Genomic DNA, 18,778 nt, shown 5'->3' with positions numbered 1-18,778 from the left:
AATTAAAAATAATTATTTTTTATAAGTCGTATTGTTTAATTTTTCGGTATAAAGTTCGTTCAGAGATACCTAACTCTTTTGCGGCTAATTTACGTTTATTATTGTTTTTTTCGAGTGATTTTTTTATCATTTCTATTTCTTTTTCTTGTAATGATAAATTTTCATCTTCTTCGATAGTTTCTGCATAATCGTATTTGTTTTCGTTTGTTTTATGCGGAATTTTAACTACTTCTATTGGTTCTGACTCGGGTTGTTTATCTTGATATATTTTTTTGATTAATTGATGATTTTCTGCCCGTACCTGTTTCGAATCTTCATTGTTCATTAACTCTAAGGTTAATTTTTTTAGGTCGTTAATATCGTTACGCATATCAAACAGTATTTTATACATAATATCGCGTTCGGTAGCAAAATCATTAGAAGTTGTTTTTCCGCTTACTACAGCGGGTAAGTTTGAGCTATTGTTTGGTAAATATTGCATTAGCTTTTCGGGGGTGATTTCTCTATTTTCTTCAACAACTGAGATTTGTTCAGCAATATTTTTTAATTGTCTAATATTTCCTGGAAAACGGTAGTTTAGTAAAACACGAACAGCATTATCATCTAGGCGAATCGTAGGCATATGATATTTTTGAGCAAAATCGGAAGCAAATTTTCGAAATAATAAATGAATATCGTCTCCTCGTTCGCGTAGCGAAGGCAAATGAATTTCGATAGTGCTTAATCGATAATACAGGTCTTCTCTAAATTTGTTTTTTGCAATAGCATTAAACATATCAATATTAGTAGCGGCAACAATACGTACATTTGTTTTTTGTACTTCAGAAGAACCTACCTTTATAAATTCACCATTTTCTAAAACACGTAGTAGTCGTACCTGTGTGGTTAAGGGTAATTCGCCTACTTCATCTAAAAAAATGGTTCCTCCATCAGCAACTTCAAAGTATCCTTTTCGGGTTGCTGTGGCTCCAGTAAAAGCACCTTTTTCATGACCGAAAAGTTCACTATCTATAGTTCCTTCTGGTATGGCTCCACAGTTAACAGCAATATATTTTGCGTGTTTTCGATGTGATAAAGAATGAATTATTTTTGGAATATTTTCTTTACCCACACCACTTTCTCCAGTAACTAAAACAGAAATATCTGTGGGTGCAACACGCATTGCTTTTTCTAATGCTCGATTTAATTGCGTATCATTACCAATAATGCTAAAACGTTGCTTTATAGCTTGTAAACTTTCCATCTATGTAGTTTTAAAGTTAATGGTTTTAAAGTTTACTTAAACTTTAAAATGTTTAAACTTTTTGCCAAATTAGTTATTATCACTATAACCTACAGCCCTTCCTATTAAGGTTGCTGTAGTACAGTCTTCTATTTTTACATTAACAAAATCGCCTAATGTATAGTGTTCTTTCGGAAAAACAACTACAGTATTTTGTGTGTTTCTTCCTTTCCAATGTTTATTAGATTTTTTAGATTCTCCTTCGATTAAAACCTCTTCGATATTGCCTACATGTTGTTTAGTTCTATATAAACTATGTTCTTGTTGTAGGTTAATTATTTCTTGTAAACGTTGTTTTTTTATTTCAGAAGGCACATCATCTTTCATTTTTTTTTCGGCTAAAGTTCCGGGTCTTTCAGAGTAGGCAAACATAAACCCAAAATCGTATTTTACATGGTTCATTAATGCTAATGTGTCTTGGTGATCTTGTTCTGTTTCGCCACAAAAGCCAGCAATCATATCTTGTGATAGTGCCATTTCAGGAACAATTTTGTATATATTATCTACCAATTCCATATACTCTTCTCGAGTGTGTTGGCGGTTCATAGCTTTAAGCATAGCGTTGCTTCCACTTTGAACGGGTAAGTGAATGTATTTACAAATGTTACTGTGTTTTGCCATTACGTGAATTACATCCAAAGTCATATCCTGTGGATTTGAGGTGGAAAAACGAAAACGTATTTTAGGAAATTCTGTAGCACACATATCTAATAACTGTGCAAAATTTACAGCAGTTGCTTGTGCTATTTCTGATGCATTTTTAAAGTCTTTTTTAAGTCCGCCACCGTACCATAGGTATGAATCTACATTTTGCCCTAATAGGGTAATTTCTTTAAAGTTCTTTTTTTGCATACTACGTATTTCTTCTAAAATACTTTTGGGGTCACGACTTCGTTCTCGACCACGAGTAAAAGGTACTACGCAAAAGGTACACATGTTATCACAACCACGAGTAATAGATACAAAAGCAGAAACGCCATTAGAGTTTAAACGTACAGGAGAAACATCACCATAAGTTTCATCTTTTGATAAAATTACATTTACGGCATCGCGCCCAGCTTCAATTTCTTCAATTAAATTAGGTAAATCTTTATAGGCGTCAGGTCCTACTACTAGGTCTACAATTTTTTCTTCTTCTAAAAACTTAGACTTTAATCGTTCTGCCATACAGCCTAATACCCCTACTTTCATACTCGGGTTTATTTTTTTTACAGCATTGTATTTTTTTAATCGATTACGTATTGTGGTTTCTGCTTTTTCACGAATAGAACAGGTGTTTACTAATACCAAATCAGCATCTTCTAAGTTTTGTGTGGTATTAAAACCGTTGTCAGCTAAAATAGAAGCTACAATTTCGCTGTCGTTCATATTCATTTGACAGCCATAGCTTTCTATAAAAAGTTTTTTGGCATTTTCTTTTTTAGTTTCGGTAATTAACGCTTGACCCTGCGCTTTTTCATCTATGATTTTCTTTACTTGTTCCATGTTTAAGAATAAAGCAACAAAGATACAACCAATAATTTAATTCGGTGACAATTTGGCAGAAAATTAACTTTCTGTATTTTAGCTTATAATGGTTACCACCGTATTACTACAGAGCCCCAAGTAAAACCACTGCCAAAGGCAGCTAAAATTACTAAGTCGTTGTCTTTTATTTTACCTTTTTCCCATGCTTCGGTTAAAGCAATAATTATAGAAGCAGCAGTAGTATTACCATATTTTTCTATATTATTAAATACTTTATTGTCAGGTAATTGAAACTTTTTTTGAATAAACTGTGCAATTCGTAAATTGGCTTGATGTGGAATAAGCATATCAATATCTTCTTTTTTTAATTGGTTTGCTTGTAACCCCTCAATAATTGCTTCAGAAAAACGTGCTACAGCATGCTTAAATACAAATTGCCCATTCATGTAAGGGTAATACGAAGTGTCATCTGGATTGTTTTCTTGTATAATAGTATTAACCCATTTTTGGGTAGACGGACTTATTAGGGCTAATTCTTTTGCATATTTTCCTTCAGAATGTAAATGTGAAGATAATATCCCTTTATTTTTTTCTTCGGTACGAGAAAGTATTGCCGCTCCAGCACCATCACCAAAAATTACAGAAACATTTCTACCTCGGGTAGAACGGTCTAAACCACCCGAATGGTTTTCAGAACCTATTACCAAGATATTTTTATACATACCCGTTTTAATAAATTGATCGGCTACCGATAAGGCATATACAAAACCAGAACATTGATTACGTACATCTAGGGCACCAATGGTGGGCATGTCTAATAGTTCTTGTATTTCAACGCCTCCTCCAGGAAAATATAGGTCTGGACTCAAAGTCGCAAAAACGATAAAATCAATATCATCTTTTGTTAACCCAGCTCTTTCAATGGCAATTTTAGCAGCCTTAGCACCCATTAACGAAGTGGTATCATTCGATGTTTCAGTATCAATCCAACGACGTTCTTTTATACCTGTTCGTTCTTGAATCCACTCGTCACTTGTGTCCATCCATTGTTTGAGGTCGTTATTGGTAACTATATTTTCAGGAACGTAATATCCAAGTCCTATAATTTTAGAATTATACATAATATTTTCTTTTTTTGTCGATTATAAAAGTATAAAAATTAAAATAAATTGAAGTGTAAATGTCATCTTGTCACCAAAGCTTTATTTGGTATTTTTTTTGACACATACTGATTATAATTTAAAAATAGTGCTCTAAAATTAAAGAGTAAAACTAAAAAACATAATAAAACATGAGTAAAGGAAACATTAATGTAGCGGTAGAAAATATTTTTCCACTAATTAAAAAATTCTTGTATTCTGACCACGAAATATTTTTACGAGAATTAATTTCGAACGGAACAGATGCTACTACTAAATTAAAGCACCTAATTTCTATAGGTGAGGCAAAAACTGAATTAGGTGATAGTAAAATTGAAATTAGCATTGATAAAGATGCAAAAACCTTGACGATTAAAGATCAAGGTATTGGTATGACTGTTGATGAAGTTGAAAAATACATTAATCAAATTGCTTTTTCAGGAGCTGAAGAGTTTTTAGAAAAATATAAAGATGATAAAAATGAAACAGGTGTTATTGGGCATTTTGGATTAGGTTTTTATTCAGCTTTTATGGTGGCCGATAAAGTAGAAATTTTTACTAAATCGTACAAAGATGAGCCTGCAGCGCATTGGACTTGCGATGGATCGCCAGAATATGTTTTAGTAGAACATGATAAGGCTGATAGAGGAACAGAAATAGTATTGCATATTGCTGATGATTCTACAGAATTTTTAGAAGAGGGTAAAATACGTGGCTTATTAACTAAATACAATCGTTTTAACCAGGTGCCTATTAAATTTGGTACTAAAAAAATAAACGACCCCAATTTTACGCCAAAAACAACAAAAGACAAAGACGGTAAAGAGGTTACCGAACCGCATAAACAAATTGAGGTTGACGATATTATAAACAACACAGACCCTGCATGGACCAAAAAACCGGCTGATTTAGAAGATCAAGATTATAAAGACTTCTATCATGAGCTATATCCAATGCAGTTTGAAGAATCATTATTTCATATTCATTTAAATGTTGACTATCCGTTTAATTTAACAGGAATTTTATTTTTCCCTAAATTAACACAGAACTTAGATATACAAAAAGATAAAATTCAATTATACCAAAATCAAGTATTTGTAACGGATAATGTAGAGGGTATTGTGCCTGATTTTTTACAAATGTTAAAAGGGGTAATTGATTCTCCCGATATTCCATTAAATGTTTCTCGTAGTTATTTACAGGCTGATGGAGCGGTAAAGAAAATTTCGGGGTACATTACTAAAAAAGTAGCAGATAAGCTGTCGTCTTTATTTAAAAATAATCGTGAAGATTTTGAACAAAAATGGAACGATATTAAAGTGATTATTGAATACGGAATGTTGTCGGAAGATAAGTTTTTTGATAAAGCCAAAAAATTTGCATTGTATCCAACGGTTGATAATACTTATTTTACTTTTGATGAGTTAATTGAAAAAACCAAAGATACACAAACCGATAAAGACGGAAATCAGGTAATTTTATATGCGGCTAACAAAAACGCTCAACATAGTTATATAGAAGAAGCTAAAGCAAAAGGGTATGAGGTGTTAGTATTAGATTCTCCTATTGTTAGTCATTTAATGCAAAAATTAGAAACTTCAGCAGGTGACGCAAAAATTCAATTTAAACGTGTTGATGCAGATCACATAGATAATTTAATTAAAAAGGATGATACGGTAATATCTAAACTTTCTGATGAAGAAAAAGAGAAGTTACAGCCTATTATTGAAGCTGCTGTGCCTAAAGAAACGTATACCGTTCAATTAGAAGCTATGGATTCTAATGCTTCTCCGTTTTTAATTACAGTACCAGAATTTATGCGCCGTATGAAAGAAATGAGTGCTACAGGTGGTGGTATGATGGGTATGGGTAATTTACCAGAAATGTATAATTTAGTGGTAAATACAAATCACCCATTAGTTTCAGAAATTTTAAATACTAAAACAGAAAAGAAACAACAACGTTTAATTAGTCAGGCGTTTGATTTAGCTAAATTATCTCAAAACCTATTGCATGGTGAAGAGCTAACAAACTTTATTAAACGTAGTTATGAGTTAATTAAATAACAAACTTCGAATAAACTTAAAAACCTCACAAATTTAAAATTTGTGAGGTTTTTTTATATAATGTGTTTCGTTTTCTATTCTTTAAAAACACCCATGTGTGCATATTTTTCCATGCGTTGGTCAACTAAATCTTTATCAGATAAGTCTTTAAGCTCGTTAAAAGCTTTTGTGATTTGCTGTTCAACAGCTTTAAAAGCACCTTCTCTGTCACGGTGAGCGCCATCAATAGGTTCTTTAATAATACCGTCGATTAGCTTTAAGTGCTTCATGTCTTTTCCAGTTAATTTTAATGCTTCGGCAGCCTGTTCTTTATATTCCCAACTACGCCATAAGATAGAAGAACATGATTCAGGAGAAATAACCGTATACCAAGTATTTTCCATCATATAAACTCTATCGCCCACACCAATTCCTAAAGCGCCTCCTGAAGCGCCTTCACCAATAACAATGGTTATAATAGGAGTTTTTAAACGAGTCATTTCAAAAATATTTCGGGCTATAGCTTCGCCTTGACCGCGTTCTTCCGCTTCTAAGCCAGGGTATGCACCTGGTGTGTCTAGTAAGGTAACAACCGGAATTTTAAATTTTTCGGCCATTTTCATTAAACGCAATGCTTTACGGTACCCCTCAGGGTTTGCCATACCAAAATTGCGATATTGACGGGTTTTTGTATTGTATCCTTTTTGTTGTCCGATAAACATGTACGATTGGTCTCCAATTTTGCCTAAACCGCCAATCATAGCTTTATCGTCTTTTACATTTCGATCTCCATGTAATTCCATAAAAGTATTTCCACAAATAGCATTTATATAGTCTAGAGTATAGGGCCTGTTAGGGTGACGCGATAGTTGTACACGTTGCCATGCGGTAAGATTTTTATAAATATCTTTTTTAGTTTTTTCTAATTTTTCTTCAATTTTATCACAAGTTTCAGTTACATCTACCTCACTTTCATCACCAATTAATCGGCATTTTTTTAATTGGTCTTCTAGCTCTTTAATAGGCATTTCAAAGTCTAAATATTCGATCATTATATATAGTTTGATTTGTATTGATGGTGTTCTATTGTTTGCAAAAGCAAACTTACTATAAAATTTGTTTGAATGTATACATTTACCTTAATTTTTAAGGTTACGTATTAATTGTTTTTTTTGATTAGTGTTGTGTTTTTTAATATTCCGTTTATTAAAACAGTGCCTAAAACAATGATAGCCCCATAATAAAATTCAACATGCATTTGTTCTTTTTCTTTAAAAATTAATAGGGCTAAAATAATTGCATAAATGGGTTCTAAATTAATGGTAAGCATTACTGTAAAGGGAGTTAAGTATTTCATTACTTTTACCGATGTTACAAATGCATAGGCGGTGCATATACTGCTTAAAATAAGTAGATAAAACCAATCTGAGCCCGATAGGTTAAAAAAATGAGCATTAAAACTATGGTTTGCAATTAAATAAAGGCTAACTGCTAGTGTGCCAAATAGTAATTGGTATAGCGATATTACTTCGGGTTGGTATTGTTTAACATATAATCCGTTTAAAACAGAAAACAAAGCAGATAAAAAGGCTGAGATTAGTGCATATAAAATACCTAAGGTGTACTTACTTTCAAAATTGAAAATAATATATAAACCAATAATTACCATTATTCCTAAAAGCACTTCTATAAGTTTAATTTTTCGTTTAAAAAAAATGGGTTCGATTAATGAAGTAAAAAAAGCCCCTGTACTCATGGTAACTAAGGCAATTGAAACATTAGACACTTTTATAGCTTTAAAAAAAGTAATCCAATGAACAGCAATGATAATTCCTGAAAGTATAAATTTTAAGATTCCTTTCTTATCTATTAAAAACGATTTTTTATAAAATAAAAAATAAAGGCTAATAAAAATTATAGCTAAGAGCATTCGGTACCAAACTAAAGGAATGGCATCAATAGAAATTAATGCGCCTAATATGGCAGTAAACCCCCAAATAAAAACAACAAAGTGTAGTTGTAGGTAATTTGATAGTTTACTTTCGTGCATTTTGGTATAAAAATAAGGCAACAGCCCCAAAAATAATATTAGGCATCCAAATATTAAGTAATGAGTTGGCGCCAGCTACGGCTCCTAAAACCTCAGACACTTTTAAGAAAAAAACATAAATAAACATACCTGTTATACCTATAGCAATATTAACCCCTGTACCACCACGGCGTTTTTTGTAGGCTAAGGCTACAGCTATTAAGGTTAAAAAATAAGAGGCAATAGGCAGGCTGGTTCGTTTGTATAATTCTACTAAATAAGCATTTAAGTTTTTTACTCCTCTTTTTTTAGATAGTTTTATAAAATTACTCAACTTGTCAGAGGTCATTTCTTGTGCCATTGCAGATTTATACATCAAATCTTTAGGGGTAAAAGCAAAGGCTGTGTCTAATTTGTTACCAAAGAAAATACTATCTCTTTTGTTAAAAATTATGCGTTCTTTCCAATTTGATAATCTAAAAACGCTGTCTTTTTTTATCCAGTTTATATTATTTGCCGTAAGTCTACGCTTTAGTTTTAATCCTTGATAGGTTTCGGTTGAAAAATTATATCCTGTATTTCTTCGTAAATCGTAATTTTGAATATAAATATAGGTGCTGTCATTTAATTGTAAACTAAAATCTAGTACAACATGGTCAGCATATTTTTGTTTTTTAAAATAAGTTCGTTCAAATTTTTTTCTAACAACACTACTGTTAGGTACCACGTAATGGTTCATTGTTAGTGCTAATAATGTTACTATAGAAGCACCAATAAAATAAGGGTATAAAAAACGAGTAAAAGAAATTTTAGCACTAGTCATGGCTACAATTTCTGTATTGTTTGCTAGCTTAGAAGTAAATACGATTACCGAAATAAACAATGCCAAAGGCATAAAAGTATTTGCATAGTAAATAATAAAATTTTTATAGTATTCATCTACTATTTGAAAAAAAGTTAAATCGTCGCTATGTAAAAATTTATCTATTTTTTCAGCTATATCTATGGCTACTGCTATAGGTATTAAAATTAATAGCGTAAATAAAAACGTTACTAAGAATTTTTTTAATATGTACCAGTCTAGTATTTTCAAAAAATTAAAGTATTAATTACAAACGTTTGTTCATTTGTTTTACCATTGTATCTTTCCATTGTGTAAAATCTCCAGCTAGTATATGTTTTCTTGCTTCACGTACTAACCATAAATAAAATCCAAGGTTATGTATGGTAGCTATTTGTTTTCCTAACATTTCTTTTGAAGCAAATAAATGTCTTAAATAAGCCTTAGAGTAAAGGGTATCTACATAAGTTATTGCCATTTCATCTATTGGCGAAAAATCATTTTCCCATTTTTTATTTTTAATATTGATTGTTCCGTGAGCTGTAAATAGCATGCCATTTCGAGCATTTCGTGTAGGCATTACACAATCGAACATATCAATACCTAAGGCAATGTTTTCAAGAATATTAATAGGTGTGCCTACACCCATTAAATAGCGGGGTTTATCTTTGGGTAAAATTTCAGTAACCACCTCGGTCATAGCATACATTTCTTCTGCTGGTTCGCCAACAGATAATCCGCCAATAGCATTTCCTTCTGCTTCAATAGATGCTATAAAATTTGCTGATTGTTTTCGCAAATCTTTATATGTGCTACCTTGTACTATAGGAAATAGCGTTTGATTGTAATCGTATTTTAAAGGTGTTCTTTTTAAGTGATTTACACAGCGAGTTAGCCAACGATGGGTTCTTTCCATTGATTGTTTGGCATAGTTGTATTCGCATGGATAAGGCGTACATTCATCAAAAGCCATAATAATATCAGCCCCAATACTTCGCTGTATTTCCATTACATTTTCAGGAGTAAAAAAATGAGTAGATCCATCGATATGACTTTTAAATTTTACACCTTCTTCCTTAATTTTTCTTCTATTCGCCAGTGAATATACTTGGTAACCACCACTATCCGTTAAAATGTTTCTATCCCAATTCATAAATTTATGTAGGCCACCTGCCTGCTCTAAAATAGTGGTTTGAGGGCGTAGATATAAATGATAGGTGTTTCCTAAAATAATATCGGGGTTAATTTCGTTTTTTAATTCTGACTGATGCACCCCTTTTACCGATGCAATGGTACCTACGGGCATAAAAATAGGGGTTTCTATTTTACCGTGGTCAGTTATAATTTCTCCAGCTCTGGCTTTGCTTTTAGAATCGGATATTGTTAAATTAAATTTCAAAAAAATAAATTAATTACCTACTTAAAGGGATTTGTAAAACAATTCTTTAAAGAATACTGCCTGCAAAGATAACACTATTTAAGTATTGGAAAATTAAAAGATTGCTAAGGTTTTGAAAGCATTTAGATGTTTATAAATTTCTGTGATAGAAAGCGTTGTGTTTTGATTGTTAGTTTGTTTAGGTGTTTAGGTAGCTTATTTTTTTCTTTTATTTTTAGATTTGTTAATAGCTAACGAGGCTTCTTCGGTTTTAGATGAGCTAGCAATTAACCTGTTAATTTCGTTTATTTCTTTTGAGGTAAGTTCTCTCCAGCTTCCAGGTTTTAAATTTCCTAAAGCCACATTCATAATTCGGGTACGTTTTAACTTAGTAACAGTATAACCTAGATATTCACACATTCTACGAATTTGCCTATTTAAACCCTGAGTGAGAATAATTTTAAAAACCTTTTCGTCTATTTTTTCAGTTTTACATTTCTGAGTTACAGTGCCTAAAATAGGAATTCCGTTACTCATTTTTTTTATAAAATCAGTATCAATTTTTTTATCAACCCAAACTAAATACTCTTTTTCGTGATTGTTTCCGGCTCGTAAAATTTTGTTTACAATATCGCCATCGTTTGTTAAAAAAATGAGTCCTTCAGATGGTTTGTCTAAGCGTCCTATAGGAAACAATCGTTGCGGGTGCCCTATATGTTTAACGATGTTCTTTTTTTCTTTACTGTCGGTTGTAGAAACAATGCCAATAGGCTTGTTTAGTGCAATGTAAAGTGTTTTAGGCTTGGTTTTAAGTGGTTTGCCATCTATTTTAACAATATCACCTTCAAAAACACGATTGCCTAAAACCGCTAACTTGCCATTAATGGTTACCCGTTGCGCTATAATAAATTTTTCAGCTTCTCTACGAGAACAAATTCCAGTAGCGCTAATAAACTTATTTAGATTAGTTGAATGTTTATTGTTGTTTTCCACCTTGCAAAGGTATAAAAACCATTATTGATGAGCTTAATCTAGTATAAACGATTAAGTGTGATATTGTAAAATTTGTTGCGGCAATTATTTTTGATTTATTATTATGAAAAGTTTATTTGTTGAATAATTTTGCAATGCACATATATTTGTATTAATGAATTATCAATTTTTATATTTAGTAACGTTTCAATATTTAGGATTTCGATTTCATGGTTGGCAAAAACAACCGAATTTAAAAACAGTACATTGGGCGGTAGATAAAACACTAAAATTTATTAGTAAAACGAGGTTTAAAACAGTTGGTGTAGGAAGAACTGATGCTAAAGTTTCGGCATTTAATTACTATTTTGAGCTTTTTGTTGATGAAAAATTAGATGAAGTTGGTTTTATACAAGAATTTAATACAAATTCACCCGCCGACATTAAAGCCTTAGCAATAAAACGAATAACGGATGAAAACTTTAATATTATACAACACCCTAAAATAAAGGAGTATCATTATTATTTTTCGTTTGGTGAAAAAAACCATCCTTATTGTGCGCCCTTTTTAACAGGGTATATAGATAATTTAGATGTTGATTTAATGAAAAAAGGAGCAAAACTATTTGAAGGCTATCATAATTTTGTACACTATTGTACTAAGCCATCAGAAGCCACCAAAGTAAAACGAACTATAGATGTATGTTGTATTAAAGAAAATACGGAATTAACAGCTTCGTTTTTTCCGAAAAAGAGTTATGTTTTAATTATAAAAGGAGAGGGCTTTTTGCGAAATCAAATTCGTTTAATTATGGGAGCTTTGGTAGAATTAGGAAAGGGAAATTATTCGTTAGATTTTATAAAACAATCTTTAAAGGTGTCAGAAAAAGAGTCTTTTTTAAAAACTATTGCTCCTGCTTCAGGATTGCACTTGCATGCTATAACGTTAAAAAAAATATAAAATATTATCGATTTACAGCGTTATACTTATATTGCTGTTTTCAATGTAATCTAATTTTATGAGAAAATATTTTTTCGTGATTTTTCTTTATTTTTTTTCTTTTTGTGCGTTTTCACAAATTGGTGGCGAAAAAGTATATCAGTTTTTAAACATTAGCACTTCTGCAAGACAGGTTGCATTAGGTGGTGAAACACTAACTTTGGTAGATAACGTAAACCAACCCACTTGGAATCCCGCAACCATAACAAGTAGTATTGATAAAAAATTATCGGTTAATTATACCAATTATTTAGCAGGAGTTAATGTAGGTTCAGCTGCTTTTGCATATACTATAAATAGAAGGGTAGGTACTTTACAAACAAATATAAAATACTTAAACTATGGTACTTTAATTGGTGCAGATGAACAAGGAAATGAAACAGGTAACTTCAGTGCAAGTGATATAGCCCTTTCTGTAGGGTATGCATATCCCATTTTACCTAATCGTGTGTATATAGGAACAAATTTAAAAGTTATTAATTCAGTTATAGATACGTTTTCTTCTACAGGTATTGCTTTTGATTTTGGTATGTTATATTATCGCAAAGGGTTGCCTTATAAAATTTCTTTAGTTGTTAGAAATGTAGGTACACAAATTACCTCATATAACGGCACTAGCGAGTCGCTACCTTTACAAATAGCGATAGGGGGTTCGTATAAGTTAGAACATGTTCCGTTATGTTGGTATTTTACAATAAATAATTTACAAAAATGGAATCTTTCAGTACCTAATCCGTCAAATTCAACAACCGATTTTAATGGAAATGTAACCCCAGAAAAAATTACTTTTATTAATAATTTAGCTCGTCATTTTGTGTTGGGAGTAGAACTGTTTCCTGAAAAAGCAATTAATTTGCGTTTAGGATACAATTTTAAAAGAGGTAATGAATTGAAGTTGCAAAATGTGCGCACCTTTGGTGGAATTTCGTTTGGTTTTGGTTTGAAAATGAATAAACTAAAGTTACAATACGCATACTCTAAATATCATTCAGCAACTAATGTAAGTACTTTTAGTCTACAAATTGATATGGGAGAGAAGAGTTATAAAAGAGGTAAAGATAACGTAAAGAAATTTTAAAGTGTTTTATTGTATTGAAATGAAGTTTAATTTTAATGTACCTTTACGGTTGCAATAACAACAGAAATGAAAAAAAAAATAATTATTGCTATTGACGGGTTTTCATCGACAGGAAAAAGTACAATTGCTAAGCAACTAGCTAAACAATTAGGGTATATTTATGTTGATACAGGAGCTATGTATAGAGCAGTTACATTATATGCAATACAAAAAAACTATATATCAACAAGTTTTTTTGATAAAGAAAAACTAATAAACGATTTAGATAAAATTAACCTAACTTTTGTTTATAACCAAGAGCAAGAAGCTTCTGAAATATTTTTAAATGGAAAAAATGTAGAAAAATTAATTAGAGGTATGGAGGTGTCTAAATTGGTGAGTAAGGTTGCAACATTGTCTGAAGTTCGAAAAAAATTAGTATTAGCACAGCGGGCTGTTGCAAAAAACAAAGGTATTGTTATGGATGGTCGTGATATTGGAACAGTTGTTTTTCCAGATGCTGAATTAAAATTATTTATGAATGCATCGCCCGATAAAAGAGCAAAAAGACGTTATAAAGAATTAATTGATAAAGGGTACGAGGTTAATTATCAAGAAGTTTTACAAAACGTTAAAGAACGAGATCGTATCGATTCTACTCGAAAAGACTCTCCTTTAGTAAAAGCATCTGATGCTATTGAACTTGATAATAGTGATATGGGGTTGCAAGAACAATTTGAAAGAATTATGAGTTTAGTAAACGATAAGTTGTAGTATTTAAAAAATGGTTTGTAAAACTCTAAAACAAGCAAACAACTTAAAGCAATTGCTATAATTTTAAATATAAACGTAACACTAAGTTAAATCTAAATTTGTGTGAAAAAAGTAGTTATAACAGGTAGTAACGGATTATTAGGTCAATCGTTAGTAAATTTATTGTTAAAAGAAAAAGAAAGCTACAAAGTTTATGGTTTTTCGAGAGGCGAAAATAAAAGCGGTAGAGAAGATTTTAGTTATATATCTATTGATATTACCAATAAAACTCAATTACATAAAAAACTAACCGAATGCAATGCTGATGTAATTATAAATACAGCAGCAATGGCAAATGTGGATGAATGTGAAAAAAACAAACAACAATGTGATAACATAAATGTAACTGCTGTAAAATATCTTGTAGATTTTTGTGAAGAAACCAATGCTCACCTTGTTCATATTTCTACCGATTTTATTTTTGATGGTACAAAAGGATACTATGCAGAAACCGATATGCCAAACCCTATAAACTACTATGGTTTATCAAAGTTAAAGTCAGAAAAAATTATTGAAAAGTCAAAGATAAAATACACTATTTTACGTACAATTTTAGTGTATGGTAATGTACACCATATGCCTCGAAAAAATATTGTGTTATGGGTAAAGCAATCGTTAAAAGAAAGAAAAGAAGTAACTATTGTTAACGATCAATATAGAATGCCTACCTACGTAGAAAACCTTGCGTTAGCCTGTAAAATAGCTATAGATAAAACACATACAGGTATTTATAATATTTCGTCAAACACGTTGTTAAGTATATACGAAATAGCTTTGCAAATAGCTGAGGTTTTTAATTTAGATAAAAGTTTAATAAAACCGATTTCTACAACAACGTTAAATCAAATAGCTCCGAGACCTGTAAAGACAGGATTTGACTTATCTAAAACACAAAATGTATTACAATTACACGTTCAATCTTTTAAAGAAGATTTAGAAATATTTAAAACAACCATGCTTTAAGGGGATATTTAACAAACAAAATTTGCCAAAAGTTGAATTTTTTAAGATATTGCGCTTTTTTAATTAAAAAATAACCAATTCATAGATTATGAAGAAATCACTACTAACAATATTATTTATTATAACCCCCATATTCACTTTTGCAGAGGGAAAAGGTTTAGCAGAACGTATTAATGATGGATTTAAGCCTATAGCTGATGCTTGGGGTAGCTTCGTTTTTTATCCAGTTAAGTTCGGCAACGGTGTTGAAATGCCTCTAGTTATTATTCTATTACTGCTAGCAGGATTAATTTTTACCATTATTTTTAAATTTGTAAATATTAGAAGGTTTCCAACCTCTATTAATATTGTTAAAGGTAAGTATGATGATATTGACCATGTAACTTCTGATATTATGGAGGGCGACCCTACTCCAGGAGGTGATGCTATCGAAACAATTAGAATAGAAGGTGCTGGTGAAGTATCTCATTTTCAAGCGTTAACGGCGGCTTTGTCAGGTACTGTAGGTTTAGGAAATATTGCAGGAGTTGCTGTGGCACTTTCGTTAGGAGGTCCAGGAGCTACTTTTTGGATGGTAATAGCAGGTTTGTTAGGCATGTCTTCAAAATTTGTAGAATGTACTCTAGGAGTTAAATATAGAGATGTAGGAGAAGGAGGACGTATTTATGGAGGTCCTATGTATTATTTAAGAAAAGGTTTAGCAGATGTTGGAAAAAGTAAATTAGGAAAAATATTAGCCGCTGTTTTTGCCGTGATGGTTGTTGGCGGATCTTTTGGTGGAGGTAATATGTTTCAAGCAAATCAAGCGGCACAACAGTTTACCAGTATGATAGGGTCTAACAATTTGTCGTCAGCATTAACCTTTGGCGTTATAATGGCTGTTTTAGTAGCTGTTGTAATTATTGGAGGAATTAAAAGAATAGGTAATATTACTGAAAAAATAGTGCCTTTTATGGTCGGTATATATGTGGTAGCGGCAATTATTATACTAGCGGTAAATTTTGTACACATTGGAGATGCATTTAGTCAAATTATGGACGGGGCATTTGAGCCTAAAGGAATTTCAGGAGGAATACTAGGGGTGTTAATTATTGGTTTTCAAAGAGCAGCTTTTTCTAACGAAGCAGGGGTTGGGTCTGCAGCCATTGCGCATTCAGCAGTAAAAACAAAATATCCTGCGTCAGAAGGTTTAGTGGCGCTATTAGAGCCTTTTATAGATACGGTTGTTGTTTGTACTATGACAGCTTTAGTAATTATTATCACGAACAGTAATGGAGATGTTATGACTTATGGTGTTAAATCTCCTGACGGGGTGCTAGCTACTTCAAAAGCATTTGCAACCGTATTACCTTGGTTTCCTTATATCTTAACCTTAGCAGTTGTGTTATTTGCCTTTTCTACGATGCTATCTTGGTCTTATTATGGGTTACAAGGTTGGATGTTTTTATTTGGGCGTTCAAAAAAATCAGATTACACCTACAAAATATTATTTTGTTTATTTGTAATTGTTGGTTCGTCTGTTAGTTTAGGCGCTGTTACCGATTTTTCAGATGCAATGATATTTGCTATGGCAGTACCTAATATTATAGGGCTGTTTTTCTTGTTTCCAAAAGTACGTGAAGAACTTGTAAAATACTTAAAAGCTATTGGAGTGCTAAAAACATCATAATAAAATTAAAATTAAAATTAAAAGTGAAGTATTTAAAATCCCATTTCAGATATAATAAACGTCAACGAAATGGGATTTTATTTTTGTGCATTTTTATTGTTTTATTGCAGTTAGTATACTTTTATTTTTCTAGTACATCAAACAAATCAGAATTACTTCCTTCGTCAGATTTGGTAGAACTTCAAAAACAAATAGATAGTTTAAAAGAAATTCATATTACCAATGAGTCTTTTACTATAACACCTTTTAATCCTAATTATATAAGTGATTTTAAAGGAGAGCAATTAGGTATGTCTCTAGAAGAAATTAATCGACTACATGCTTATCGAAAACAAAATAAATTTATTAATTCTGCTAAAGAATTTCAGCAGGTAACACAAGTATCCGATTCGCTATTAAACAAAATTTCAGCGTATTTTAAGTTTCCTGATTGGGTTATCGCTCAAAATAAAAAAATAAAATCAGCAGTTAAGTCTAATAATGATTTAAAAAAAATAGAAAAATCAGATAAAACCATACCAGTTTCTACTAACGATATTAATAAGGCCACCCAGCAAGATTTACAAACGGTTAACGGTATTGGTGATAAACTATCGGCAAGAATTGTTAATTATCGAGCTAGATTACAAGGGTTTTCGTACGATTATCAATTATATGAAGTTTGGAATATAGATTCTGTAGTTGTAAAAAAAGTACTTAATACTTTTAAAATTATAACCAAACCTAAAATTAAAAGAATAAATATAAACACAGCAACCTTTAAAGAGGTGTTAAAAACCCCTTATATAGATTATACATTATGTAAAAAAATATTCGAATATAGAGACCAAGTTGCAGAGCTTCAAGACATTTCAGAATTAAAAAATATTAAGGGTTTTCCGTTAAATAAATACGAGAGAATAATTATATATTTGACCGCTGAATAAACAAACAACCACAATAATGTATTTTACGCAAGAACACAGAGATTTTCGCCAAAGTTTTAGGAAGTTTTTACAAAAAGAAGTTGTGCCTCATATTGATAAATGGGAAAAAACAGGAAGTATAGAACGTTTTATATGGAAAAAATTTGGAGAAATGGGGTATTTTGGGTTGCATCAACCTGAAGCCTACGGAGGTCTTGATTTAGATTTGTATTATACAGTTATTTTTTTAGAAGAGTTGCAAAAAATAAATTCAGGAGGTTTTGCTGCGGCTATGTGGGCTCATGCTTATTTAGCAATGACGCACCTTAAAGAAGAAGGTGATGATAACATAAAACAAACCTACTTAACGCCGAGTATTCATGGTGATAAAATAGGTTGTTTGTGTATTACTGAGCCTTTTGGAGGAAGCGATGTTGCCAGTATGCGAACTACTGCTGTAAAAAAAGGAGATGCGTACGTTATTAATGGGTCGAAAACCTTTATTACCAATGGTGTTTATTCAGATTATTTAGTGGTTGCGGCTAAAACAGATACGCAAGAAAAGTATAAAGGAATTAGTATCTTTGTTATAGATAGAGATACTGTTGGAATTTCTGCAACCAAATTAGATAAATTAGGTTGGCGAGCTTCTGATACTGCAGAAATAGCATTTGATAACGTCATTGTTCCGGCAACTAATTTAATGGGACAAGAAGGAAAAGGATTTGGTTATATTATGCAACATTTTGCATTAGAACGAATACTTATGGGTATTAATGCACATGCTCGTGCAGAATATGCATTAGATTATGCTTTGGCTTACGTAAAAGAACGAATTGCTTTTGGCAAAACATTAGATAAATTTCAAGCATTACGACATAAAATAGCCGAAATGGCGAGTAGAGTAGACATGTGTAAAACCTATAACTATGCTATAGTACAACGTTTAAATAATAATGAATACGCTGTTAAAGAAGCTAGTATGTCTAAATTATTATCTACAAAAATGGCAGATGAGGTTATATATGAAGCTTTACAACTATTAGGCGGTTATGGTTATATGGAAGATTATCCTATGGCGCGTTTATTACGAGATAGTCGTTTAGGTCCTATTGGAGGAGGTACTTCAGAAATTCTTAAAGAAATTATTGCTAAAATTGTAATTGACGAAAAACAATATGCGCCCGCTATTCAACAGCTTAAAGTTTAATATAAAAA

The 18,778-nt window shown here is 31.6% G+C and carries 16 protein-coding genes; 8 read left to right on the top strand and 8 right to left on the bottom strand.

What is annotated here, in order from left to right; all coding sequences use genetic code 11:
• Positions 1 to 19: 19 nt before the first annotated feature.
• The 3 genes from AB2B44_RS05815 to AB2B44_RS05805 all read right to left on the bottom strand — a co-directional run bounded on the left by AB2B44_RS05815 (position 20) and on the right by AB2B44_RS05805 (position 3,870).
• Complete coding sequence (locus tag AB2B44_RS05815) at positions 20 to 1,243, bottom strand: sigma-54 interaction domain-containing protein (RefSeq protein WP_369048630.1); 1,224 nt, start codon at positions 1,241 to 1,243, stop codon at positions 20 to 22.
• 69 nt (positions 1,244 to 1,312) lie between these two features.
• On the bottom strand, positions 1,313 to 2,767 hold the full coding sequence (gene miaB, locus AB2B44_RS05810; protein ID WP_369048629.1) for a tRNA (N6-isopentenyl adenosine(37)-C2)-methylthiotransferase MiaB: 1,455 nt from the start codon (positions 2,765 to 2,767) through the stop codon (positions 1,313 to 1,315).
• A 92-nt stretch (positions 2,768 to 2,859) separates the two neighbouring features.
• Positions 2,860 to 3,870, bottom strand: coding sequence for a 3-oxoacyl-ACP synthase III family protein (locus AB2B44_RS05805; protein WP_369048628.1), 1,011 nt, complete (start codon positions 3,868 to 3,870; stop codon positions 2,860 to 2,862).
• 170 nt (positions 3,871 to 4,040) lie between these two features.
• Here AB2B44_RS05805 and htpG point away from each other — a divergent pair, with 170 nt between their 5' ends.
• A complete protein-coding gene (htpG, locus tag AB2B44_RS05800) occupies positions 4,041 to 5,954 on the top strand; it encodes a molecular chaperone HtpG (protein WP_369048627.1) in 1,914 nt (637 codons plus the stop codon).
• Between the two features lie 74 nt (positions 5,955 to 6,028).
• Here the strand turns inward: htpG and AB2B44_RS05795 are convergent, their stop codons facing one another.
• From AB2B44_RS05795 to rluF, 5 genes are all read right to left on the bottom strand, one after another.
• On the bottom strand, positions 6,029 to 6,982 hold the full coding sequence (locus tag AB2B44_RS05795; RefSeq protein ID WP_369048761.1) for an acetyl-CoA carboxylase carboxyltransferase subunit alpha: 954 nt from the start codon (positions 6,980 to 6,982) through the stop codon (positions 6,029 to 6,031).
• Positions 6,983 to 7,092: 110 nt separating this feature from the next.
• A complete protein-coding gene (locus AB2B44_RS05790) occupies positions 7,093 to 7,983 on the bottom strand; it encodes a DMT family transporter (protein ID WP_369048626.1) in 891 nt (296 codons plus the stop codon).
• Complete coding sequence (locus tag AB2B44_RS05785; protein ID WP_369048625.1) at positions 7,970 to 9,055, bottom strand: LptF/LptG family permease; 1,086 nt, start codon at positions 9,053 to 9,055, stop codon at positions 7,970 to 7,972. The genes AB2B44_RS05790 and AB2B44_RS05785 overlap by 14 nt, the downstream gene beginning before the upstream one ends.
• Before the next feature lie 16 nt (positions 9,056 to 9,071).
• Positions 9,072 to 10,202, bottom strand: a complete 1,131-nt coding sequence (tgt, locus tag AB2B44_RS05780) for a tRNA guanosine(34) transglycosylase Tgt (protein WP_369048624.1) — start codon at positions 10,200 to 10,202, stop codon at positions 9,072 to 9,074.
• A 195-nt stretch (positions 10,203 to 10,397) separates the two neighbouring features.
• Positions 10,398 to 11,174: a 23S rRNA pseudouridine(2604) synthase RluF gene (rluF, locus tag AB2B44_RS05775; RefSeq protein ID WP_369048623.1), complete on the bottom strand. Its 777-nt coding sequence runs from the start codon at positions 11,172 to 11,174 to the stop codon at positions 10,398 to 10,400.
• 154 nt (positions 11,175 to 11,328) lie between these two features.
• Between rluF and AB2B44_RS05770 the strand changes: the two genes are divergently transcribed.
• The 7 genes from AB2B44_RS05770 (at position 11,329) to AB2B44_RS05740 (ending at position 18,770) form a co-directional block, all read left to right on the top strand.
• Positions 11,329 to 12,114 carry a tRNA pseudouridine(38-40) synthase TruA gene (locus AB2B44_RS05770; protein WP_369048622.1) on the top strand — a complete coding sequence of 262 codons (786 nt, stop codon included), beginning with the start codon at positions 11,329 to 11,331 and terminating at the stop codon, positions 12,112 to 12,114.
• 76 nt (positions 12,115 to 12,190) lie between these two features.
• Positions 12,191 to 13,231, top strand: a complete 1,041-nt coding sequence (gene porQ, locus AB2B44_RS05765) for a type IX secretion system protein PorQ (RefSeq protein WP_369048621.1) — start codon at positions 12,191 to 12,193, stop codon at positions 13,229 to 13,231.
• 66 nt (positions 13,232 to 13,297) lie between these two features.
• Positions 13,298 to 13,984: a (d)CMP kinase gene (cmk, locus tag AB2B44_RS05760; RefSeq protein WP_369048620.1), complete on the top strand. Its 687-nt coding sequence runs from the start codon at positions 13,298 to 13,300 to the stop codon at positions 13,982 to 13,984.
• Between the two features lie 102 nt (positions 13,985 to 14,086).
• A complete protein-coding gene (locus tag AB2B44_RS05755; protein ID WP_369048619.1) occupies positions 14,087 to 14,986 on the top strand; it encodes an NAD(P)-dependent oxidoreductase in 900 nt (299 codons plus the stop codon).
• An 88-nt stretch (positions 14,987 to 15,074) separates the two neighbouring features.
• Positions 15,075 to 16,655: an alanine/glycine:cation symporter family protein gene (locus AB2B44_RS05750; RefSeq protein WP_369048618.1), complete on the top strand. Its 1,581-nt coding sequence runs from the start codon at positions 15,075 to 15,077 to the stop codon at positions 16,653 to 16,655.
• 104 nt (positions 16,656 to 16,759) lie between these two features.
• Positions 16,760 to 17,581 (top strand): ComEA family DNA-binding protein, encoded by an 822-nt coding sequence (locus AB2B44_RS05745; protein WP_369048617.1) that lies wholly within the window; start codon positions 16,760 to 16,762, stop codon positions 17,579 to 17,581.
• A 16-nt stretch (positions 17,582 to 17,597) separates the two neighbouring features.
• Positions 17,598 to 18,770, top strand: coding sequence for an acyl-CoA dehydrogenase family protein (locus AB2B44_RS05740; RefSeq protein WP_369048616.1), 1,173 nt, complete (start codon positions 17,598 to 17,600; stop codon positions 18,768 to 18,770).
• The last annotated feature ends 8 nt before the right edge of the window (positions 18,771 to 18,778 follow it).

It is taken from the genome of Tenacibaculum sp. UWU-22, from assembly GCF_041021355.1.
Classification (GTDB): Bacteria; Bacteroidota; Bacteroidia; order Flavobacteriales; family Flavobacteriaceae; genus Polaribacter.
Note: the sequence above shows the minus strand (reverse complement) of the source record. Positions and strands in the feature narration are given on the sequence as shown.

Coding starts and splice junctions, on each gene's coding strand:
- htpG (WP_369048627.1), top strand. CDS start 4,041: ATGAGTAAAGGAAACATTAATGTAGCGGTAGAAAATATTTTTCCACTA.
- AB2B44_RS05750 (WP_369048618.1), top strand. CDS start 15,075: ATGAAGAAATCACTACTAACAATATTATTTATTATAACCCCCATATTC.
- AB2B44_RS05815 (WP_369048630.1), bottom strand. CDS start 1,243: ATGGAAAGTTTACAAGCTATAAAGCAACGTTTTAGCATTATTGGTAAT.
- AB2B44_RS05770 (WP_369048622.1), top strand. CDS start 11,329: ATGAATTATCAATTTTTATATTTAGTAACGTTTCAATATTTAGGATTT.
- AB2B44_RS05740 (WP_369048616.1), top strand. CDS start 17,598: ATGTATTTTACGCAAGAACACAGAGATTTTCGCCAAAGTTTTAGGAAG.
- AB2B44_RS05790 (WP_369048626.1), bottom strand. CDS start 7,983: ATGCACGAAAGTAAACTATCAAATTACCTACAACTACACTTTGTTGTT.
- miaB (WP_369048629.1), bottom strand. CDS start 2,767: ATGGAACAAGTAAAGAAAATCATAGATGAAAAAGCGCAGGGTCAAGCG.
- cmk (WP_369048620.1), top strand. CDS start 13,298: ATGAAAAAAAAAATAATTATTGCTATTGACGGGTTTTCATCGACAGGA.
- AB2B44_RS05805 (WP_369048628.1), bottom strand. CDS start 3,870: ATGTATAATTCTAAAATTATAGGACTTGGATATTACGTTCCTGAAAAT.